We start from the raw sequence: 7,901 nt of genomic DNA, 5'->3' as shown, positions 1-7,901 counted from the left end.
GGCAGCCTGAATGCCAATCTCAGCGATGCGGCGAAAGCGTTCCTTCGGCGTAATGCTGTTGACGGTGCTGAGCGCGGCTTGCAGGACGGGAGACGTCTCGGCGGCGAGTGCTGCGTGCGGAGTGCTGAGTGATGCGTCGGAGGAATTCGAAAAGACTTCCGTTTGAGCTTCGTCATTGGAATTTGATGTGACCTGCGGATTTCGTTCTTCGACATTCCCGGCCAGGCTGCGCCGCTTCGCCTCGACCACGTCCGCCAGCGTCACGCCTTCGATGAATCGCATCGCATAAAAATGAATGCTCCGCTCGCAGCCGATGCCGTAGACCTCGACGATGTTTGGATGATCCAAGTGCGCCGCCGCCATCGCCTCGTTCTTGAACCGCTGCAAGTGCCTCGGATCGAGCACGGCGGCGAACGGCAAAATCTTCAGCGCCACGCGCCGCGAGAGCGAGATCTGCTCGGCTTCGTACACCACGCCCATCCCGCCCCGACCGACTTCACGGAGGAGGTGATAGTCGCCCAAGGACCGCTGCGTTACTGAATCGCGGTCCCCATCACTGACGTCGACGTCGAAATTGGCGCAGGCCTGCAGCATATCCAATGTTTGCAGGCAGCCGGAAAGCTCGGCCGCTAAGTGAGGATGATCGCGCAGCAGCGTTTCTTTGGAGGGGTGTTCCCCGCGACGCAGCGCGGTCAAGTAGTTGTCCAAGACCGCCGTCAGATCGGAATCGCGCATGGGTTGTACGGGGGTGTCGATTGGTTGCGAGGTCATAGGGTCGCCTCAATGATGGGACGCAGACGCAAGATGGCGCGCGTCCATAGTTTACGAGCCGCTTCGCCGGTACGCCCCATGCGCTCCCCGACTTGCGACCATTCAAGTCGCTCGAAATTTCGCAGCGAGATCACTTCGCGGTCGTCGTTATCTAATTGCGCGAGGGCGTTCGCGACCAACACTCCGGCAACGGCGCCCGAGGGCAACGAATCCGCGTTCGACTGGGCCTTCCGCCCGAAAGTCTCCAGGGCCGCGGACGACTGATCGATCATTTGATTCAGTGATCGCTCGCGGGTGACCCGGCGGGAGGCGGTTTGGTATCGTCGCGTCAAATCGATGATCGATTGGACCAGCAATTGCCGCAGCCAGGCGACAAGTTCTCCCTCGGAGTGCCCTCGAAATCCGGTGAAATTCTTGGCCGCTCGCAACATCGCTTCCTGGACTACGTCGGACGGATCCGCCTTGCCTTTGAGGGCGCGGTCGACGCTGGTTCGCGCCAGGAGCCGCAGATAGGGACGATACGTCTCCAGCAACCTGGCCACGACGAGTTGATCGCCCCGGTCGGCTCGCAGAAGTGCCGCGATCGAGGTGTGAGATTCCATAAAGGCTGCCATACCCGCCATCGTGAGTTCCCTCCTACTCGAAAGGAACGCGGGAGAGACCGAAAGCGGACGAAAAAAACTTGCGAACGCAAGTCCGCCGCTAGCAATTCAGCCGGTGAGAATGCCCTCGAAAGGTTGCCAGACGGCCGAATGCGGGGCGAAGCGGCCGCAAACAGCAATTGCCGGCGGCACACTGGGGGATCGAAGAATCACGCGGTTGACCGAGCAATGGCCAAGATGCCCGCCATGATCGCCTCGGGCAACGTCGACCAAGCCTCGCCGGCAGCCACCCAACCTGGGGCCGTTGCGCCGATCCAAGCGCCGACTGTCGCCCAAACGCCGCCCGCACCGATAGCCTGACGGGCTGACCATCATGCGACAAAGCTTGCTGTTGACCGTGCGGCCGACTATAAGAGCATGGACTGGACAACAACCAATTGATTGGACTTGGGGTAGGTTTATGTACCGCGCGTTACTCGCCGTCATTCTGATCGCGCTGGCCTCAAAAACCGGGAGAGCCCAGATTTTCAACTGGCAGACCGGCGCGTTGATTCCGGGAACCGAAATGGTTGTACTAGGGCCGGGCGCGCAGCTCACCCAATGGAATACCGATCAGAAGAACCTCCGTTTCGGAGACTTCTCCGACGAGCTCGATCTTACCGGAGCCAATTTCACGGGCTCCTGGCTGGAGAATGCGCGGTTCTGGTATGCGGACCTGACGGATGCGACGTTCAACCAGGCGTCCTTGGCCGGCGCCGCGTTCAACCTCGCCATCGTGAAGGGCGCGAATTTCAAGGACGTTACGTCGCGTGGCTTCACACGATCCCAATTGGCGACCACGGATAGCTTCAATGTGGGGGACATGCAGGGAATCGACTTGTCGGACAACGACCTCAGCGGCTGGATTTTTCAGTCGCTGGATCTTACCGACGCCGCCTTCCGCAATTCGAATTTGAACGGCGCCACGTTCCACTACGCGAAACTGCAAAATGTTGACTTCACCGGGGCGACTTTGAAGGGCGCGAAGATGTGGGGGGTGACCACGCGAGGTTTCACGGAAGCGCAACTCGCGACCGTGGGTAGCGATCTTCAAGGCATCGAACTGGCGTTCAATGATCTCAGCGGCTGGAATTTCCAAGGCCGGGACCTCACCAATGCGCTGCTCAGCCTTTCAGATTTGGCTGACGCTGATTTCTCCGGCGCCAATCTCACCAACGTTTCGTTGCATGGCGCTGCGCTCGGCAATGCGAACTTCGTTGGCGCCACCGTGAAAGGCGTATCTTTGGAAGATACGACCTCGCGAGGTTTTACCCGGGAGCAGTTCGAGTCCACCGCCGATTTTCAGGCCAAAGACCTGCAGGGCATTCGATTGTGGAATAACAATCTGACAGACTGGGATTTTGGCGGTCACAATCTTTCCCACGCCGCGCTGGGGCAAGCGACGTTGACGAACGCCAGCTTTGTGTCCGCCAATCTCACGAACGCTAAGCTCAATTTTTCGAACCTGACCAACGCCGACTTCTCGGGGGCGACCATCACGGGCGCTAACCTGCGCGGTGTCACGCCGTTGGGGTTCACCCGTGCCCAACTCGAATCCACCGCCAGTTTCGGCGCCAAGAACTTGCCCGGCGTCGGACTTTCGCACAACGATCTCACGGGCTGGAGCTTCCAAGGTCAAAATCTCACCAATGCCGACCTGGCATTTACGACGTTGACCGGCGTCAATCTCACGGGCGCTACGGTCGCCGGGGCGTCGTTTGAGAGTACTACGTCGCGAGGTTTCACGCTGGCGCAATTGCAGTCCACGGCCAGCTACCAGGCCAAGGAACTGCGCGGCATCAGTCTGCTCAAGAACGATCTCACCGGCTGGGACTTGCGCGGCCAGAACTTGTCCAACGCGTTCCTGGGCTCGGCCACTCTAACACAGACCAATCTCACCGGCGCCGACCTCCGCGGCGTCCACGGCCTGGATCTCACGGGAGCGATCGACCGCAACGCCATTCTGCCGGACGGCGCCATCGACGGTCTTGGCCTGGCCCCGGGCGAGCGGTTCTTGGTTCGCGATGAAGACGGCGTAGCGAGTCTGTCTGGCTGGCTGACGCCGCGCGCGCCGATTTCCGTGACCATCGAAGATCACCTCACCATGGCGGTCGGCAGCACGTTGCAGTTTGTTTTCGAAGCGGACCCCTGGGACTCGATCATCGCCTTCGAGCCCGGCATCGCGGTCCGCCTCGGCGGGACGCTTGATCTGACGTTCGCCGACGGCGTCGCCGTGCCTGCGCAAAACGGCCGGACGATTCGCGTCTTCGATTGGGCAGGAGTCACCCCGACCGGCGTCTTCGCCATTTCCAGCCCATACTCGTGGGACGTGAGTAAGCTTTACACCACGGGCGAATTGACCCTGGCCTTGCCAGGTACGCTGAGCAACGGCGGGGGCTTCGACATCGCGGACCTCAACAACGTGCGCAACAACTTCGGCGGCACGGGGCTGGGCGACTTCGATCTGGACGGCGATGTGGACATCACCGACTTAAACATCGTGCGCAACAACTTTGGCGGCATCGCGACGAACTCGGTGCCGAAACCGCATTCAGCGGCATTGTTGGTTTTCGGTGCGTTTGGGTTTTCGGTCTATCGTGGACGGCGTCGACGTCGCTAGAAATCGCCGCAACTGCGCCGTGGTAGCCGCCATACATACGCTATCGAATGCGCGTCGGCGTGGCCCGTTAGCTCTGATTCATTCGTTGGACGCCTTTGAATTTAAATCGCGTTCAATTCGGCTCAATGAACCCGCGGTGATTTGATGTCGCTCGGCGACGCAGCGAACGATGACCGACTGTCGCGCATCCGTCGCCGCTCGCTCGGCCTGTTACTCGCTGGGCTCGCCATGTGGCTCATGTCGCTCGCAATTCCGCTGATCTTCGGCGCGAGTCGCGGCTGGTCGGAGGAGGAGGCGCAGGAATACGCCCGAGCTGGTTCCCGGCTGCACGACTTGATCGAAGGCACGCACGATCACTCGCACGAAGAGCTACGTTTCGAAAACGAAGAAGCGAAGCGGGCCTATCACGAATTGCTGGCGACTCGAGATCATCGGCATGTGCATGTCGATCTCGAGGAGTTGAAGGCGGCGCACGCCGAGTTCGAGATTCACCGTGCCCGGCTCGAACGCGCGCGGTCGTGGAACTCCGGTCAGATCACGGTGCTGTTTTGGAGCGGAATTATCCTAGGCGGAGTCGGCGCGGTGGGCTTTTTTGCGGCCGGACGTGCGAGCGACGATTGACGTCGTTTGCTATTACGCCAGCATTTCCGCCAGCGCCCGGAGCGCTACGGCGATGGGCGGTTTGGCGCCGCGATACGTCTCCCACCAGGCGGAGGTGTTCGTGGCGACTGTTTCCAAGTTGTCCTGACAGCCGCACCAAGACTGCAACGCTTGTCGCATCGTCGCGGGATCGAACCTGGTGAGTTCCACTTGCTCGGCCGCGGCCAACACCGCAGGTAACATCGCCAACCGACAGACTTGTGCAGGTGTCCAGTTCGTGGCGGGCAAGTCGCTCAGCAGTTCCTGATGAACTGGCAAGTCAAGATTCAACTGGGCAACGAGCCACGCGAGCCGCGCCAACTCCGGCAGTTCGGGAATCGGATCGGCGAGCACGGCCTCGATGCGGACCGAGTTGTACGACAACTGCGGCTCGCCCGCGCCGCCGAGAACCGGCTGCACAAGGATCACGTCGGCTGCTTCGACCAATAGGTCTGCCTCCGTCAGATTGCCGAGCAACCGCATCAATCCTGGACCGCGCGCATCCCATTGTTGTTGCAGCGGCTGGGCGCGCAGCGCCAACTCGTCGGTCAACTCGGGAAAGCGCTGCGACCAGGGCAATTCCACTTCGCGCAACACGGCGGCGAGCCACTTCTTGAGTCCCTCGGCGCGGTCGCGGCCGACGGTCTTGGTGAGCAGCACGCCCGCCAGTTCGTCGTTGCGCGGGATGCCGGCGGCGAGCGGCGGCAGGTGTTCCCAGAAGCGATCTGGCACGGATTGGTCCGCCAACCATTGCGTCAACCGCAAGACGGGCGGGGCGAGTAGTTCGGTCAGCGAAGCGTCGGCGAGCGCGGCGCCGGCGGCGATTGCCACGGCGGCGTGCGCCCAACTAGCGCGGGAGCTGGCAATCCAGCGAAGTTGCATGGGTGGAGCTCGATCGTCGAAGGTGGTTTTCCCCGTCCGGCAGGTCGACTGGCGGCGGAAAGTGGATATGATGTTACGTTCGGACGACGTCGGCGCGGAGGGAGATGTGCGCGCCGAGGGTCGTTGGCTGGCTGTTTTTTTTGGTGAGCACGCAGACCGCGATACTCGATGCGGCTGCTTTTCTGGTCGCAAGTTTCGCACGCTGGAGAAGTCACGTCGATGCTCGAAACGACCGTCAAGGCTTGGACCTCGGCCGATGCCGCGGAACTGTACGAGGTCGAACGCTGGGGGAAAGGCTATTTTTCGGTCGACGAGTCCGGAAACCTGCTGGTTCACCCCGACAAAGATCCCCGCCGCTCCATTGACTTGAAGCGGCTGGTCGACGAGCTCCAACAGCGTGGCATCGACCTGCCGATCCTGGTCCGGTTTTCGGAAATCCTCAAGCACCGCCTGGGGGAAATTCACGGCGCCTTCGCCAACGCCATCCAGGAATACCAGTACAAGGGCAACTACTGCTGCGTCTACCCGGTGAAGGTGAACCAGCAGGCCGAGGTCGTCGAGGAAGTGCTGCTGCACAACAAGCAGTTTAAGTTCGGTCTCGAAGCGGGGTCGAAGCCGGAGTTGCTGGCCGTCGTGGCCTTGGCCAGCAATGATACGCCGATCATTTGCAATGGCTTCAAGGACGACGAATTCATCGAGATGTGCATGCTCGCCCAAAAGATCGGGCGAACGATCATCCCGGTGGTGGAAAAATACACTGAGCCGGATTTGATCCTGAAGTACGCGGCCAAGGTCGGCGTGCGCCCCACGTTCGGGATGCGCGTCAAGCTGGCCACGCGCGGCGGCGGACGGTGGCAATCTTCCGGCGGTTACCGCTCGAAGTTCGGTTTGACAGTTTCCGAGATTCTTCGGGCGCTCGGTGAATTGAAAGAACAGGGCATGGAAGACTGCTTCCAACTCCTGCACTTCCACATGGGCAGCCAGATCCCGAACATTCGCCACATCAAGGCGGCGCTGATCGAAGCGGCGCGGATCTATGTCGAATTGGCCGGCCGCGGCGCGGGCTTGAAATACCTCGACGTCGGCGGCGGGCTCGGGATCGACTACGACGGCAGCCAAACGAATTTCGACAGCAGCGTGAACTACACGCTGCAGGAATACGCGAACGACGTGATCTACCACGTCCAGAGCGTGTGCGACGACGCCAAGGTGCCGCACCCGACGATCATTTCCGAGAGCGGCCGCGCGGTCGTGGCCTACCACAGCGTGCTGGTGTTCAACGTGCTGGGCGTGTCCGGTCTCGGCGAAAACGACATCCCGCGCGAAGCCTCGCCGGACGCCGAGCAACCGGTGATCGATCTGTTCGACGCGTATCGCAATGTCACGGTGCGCAACCTGACGGAGAGTTACCACGACGCGCAACAGGCGCTCGACATGGCGATGAACCTGTTCAGCGCCGGCTACTTACCGCTCGATCAGCGCTGCCTGGTGGAAAACTTGTTCTGGGCCACGTGCCGGAAGATTCAGCGGCTCTGCCAGCAGTTGGACTACGTGCCGGAAGATTTGCAGGGGATCGACGCGCTGCTGAGCGAGACGTATTTCTGCAACTTCTCGCTGTTCCAGTCGATGCCGGACAGTTGGGCCATCAAACAGCTCTTCCCCGTGCTGCCGATTCATCGCCTGAACGAGCGGCCGAATCATCACGCCGTGCTGGGGGACATCACCTGCGATTCCGACGGCAAGATCGATCAGTTCATCGATCGTCGCGACGTGAAACGCACCTTGCCGTTGCACGCCTTCAATGGCGAGCCGTACTATCTAGGCGCGTTTTTGATCGGGGCCTATCAGGAAATCCTTGGCGACCTGCACAACCTGTACGGCGACACCAACGCCGTGGTGGTGAGCCTCGACGATCGTAACGAGGTCGTGCTCGAAACGGTCGTCAAGGGCGACACCGTCAAGCAGGTGTTGAACTACGTCAATTACGAGTCCGACGCGCTGATCCGCCGTTTCCGCAATGACGTCGAATTGGCCGTCCGCGACGGCAAGCTGGACTACCAGCAGGCCGGCCAACTGACGAAGTTCTACGAAGAAGGCCTCCGCGGCTACACGTACCTCGAAGACGCGCGCGAGACGGCTTGGAAGTCGTAAACGCCGAACCGATCGCACGCCATCTCCCACACCAGCCCGTAACGCCAGCGAGGGAGAGTTGACGTAGGCGATGAACTCATCGAATACGCCAAGCAGGCCGTCGTCCAATTCCGATCGAGCACCATTCTGGCCGACCAGACCGTCGGCCCGACGTACGAGTCCAACGATCGCCAACGTCCTCTCCCCCTCGCTAAGTA

At 61.0% G+C, this 7,901-nt stretch carries 6 protein-coding genes; 3 read left to right on the top strand and 3 right to left on the bottom strand.

Features of this window, described 5'->3' with window-relative positions:
* Nucleotides 1-771: protein kinase (locus SGJ19_24255; protein ID MDZ4783372.1), on the bottom strand; the 771-nt coding region annotated here is incomplete at its 3' end.
* The gene (locus tag SGJ19_24250) at nucleotides 768-1,394 is read right to left on the bottom strand and encodes a sigma-70 family RNA polymerase sigma factor (protein MDZ4783371.1); all 627 of its coding nucleotides are present in this window, start codon (nucleotides 1,392-1,394) and stop codon (nucleotides 768-770) included. The genes SGJ19_24250 and SGJ19_24255, both read right to left, overlap by 4 nt.
* 439 nt (nucleotides 1,395-1,833) lie before the next feature.
* On the opposite strand from SGJ19_24250, the gene SGJ19_24245 reads away from it, so the two are divergent.
* Nucleotides 1,834-4,032, top strand: coding sequence for a pentapeptide repeat-containing protein (locus tag SGJ19_24245; protein ID MDZ4783370.1), 2,199 nt, complete (start codon nucleotides 1,834-1,836; stop codon nucleotides 4,030-4,032).
* A gap of 144 nt (nucleotides 4,033-4,176) precedes the next feature.
* On the top strand, nucleotides 4,177-4,653 hold the full coding sequence (locus SGJ19_24240) for a hypothetical protein (protein ID MDZ4783369.1): 477 nt from the start codon (nucleotides 4,177-4,179) through the stop codon (nucleotides 4,651-4,653).
* 12 nt (nucleotides 4,654-4,665) lie between these two features.
* On the opposite strand, the gene SGJ19_24235 is transcribed toward SGJ19_24240, so the two are convergent.
* Complete coding sequence (locus SGJ19_24235; protein MDZ4783368.1) at nucleotides 4,666-5,553, bottom strand: hypothetical protein; 888 nt, start codon at nucleotides 5,551-5,553, stop codon at nucleotides 4,666-4,668.
* A 219-nt stretch (nucleotides 5,554-5,772) separates the two neighbouring features.
* Between SGJ19_24235 and speA the strand changes: the two genes are divergently transcribed.
* Entirely contained in the window at nucleotides 5,773-7,704 is a 1,932-nt protein-coding gene (gene speA, locus SGJ19_24230) for a biosynthetic arginine decarboxylase (protein ID MDZ4783367.1), read from the top strand.
* Nucleotides 7,705-7,901 lie beyond the last annotated feature (197 nt).

Source organism: Planctomycetia bacterium (assembly GCA_034440135.1).
In the GTDB taxonomy this organism is placed as follows: Bacteria; Planctomycetota; Planctomycetia; order Pirellulales; family JALHLM01; genus JALHLM01.
The sequence above is the reverse complement of the archived record's forward strand: the minus strand, read 5'-3'. Positions and strand labels throughout refer to the sequence as shown.

Coding starts and splice junctions, on each gene's coding strand:
- speA (MDZ4783367.1), top strand. CDS start 5,773: ATGCTCGAAACGACCGTCAAGGCTTGGACCTCGGCCGATGCCGCGGAA.
- SGJ19_24240 (MDZ4783369.1), top strand. CDS start 4,177: ATGTCGCTCGGCGACGCAGCGAACGATGACCGACTGTCGCGCATCCGT.
- SGJ19_24250 (MDZ4783371.1), bottom strand. CDS start 1,394: ATGGCGGGTATGGCAGCCTTTATGGAATCTCACACCTCGATCGCGGCA.
- SGJ19_24245 (MDZ4783370.1), top strand. CDS start 1,834: ATGTACCGCGCGTTACTCGCCGTCATTCTGATCGCGCTGGCCTCAAAA.
- SGJ19_24235 (MDZ4783368.1), bottom strand. CDS start 5,553: ATGCAACTTCGCTGGATTGCCAGCTCCCGCGCTAGTTGGGCGCACGCC.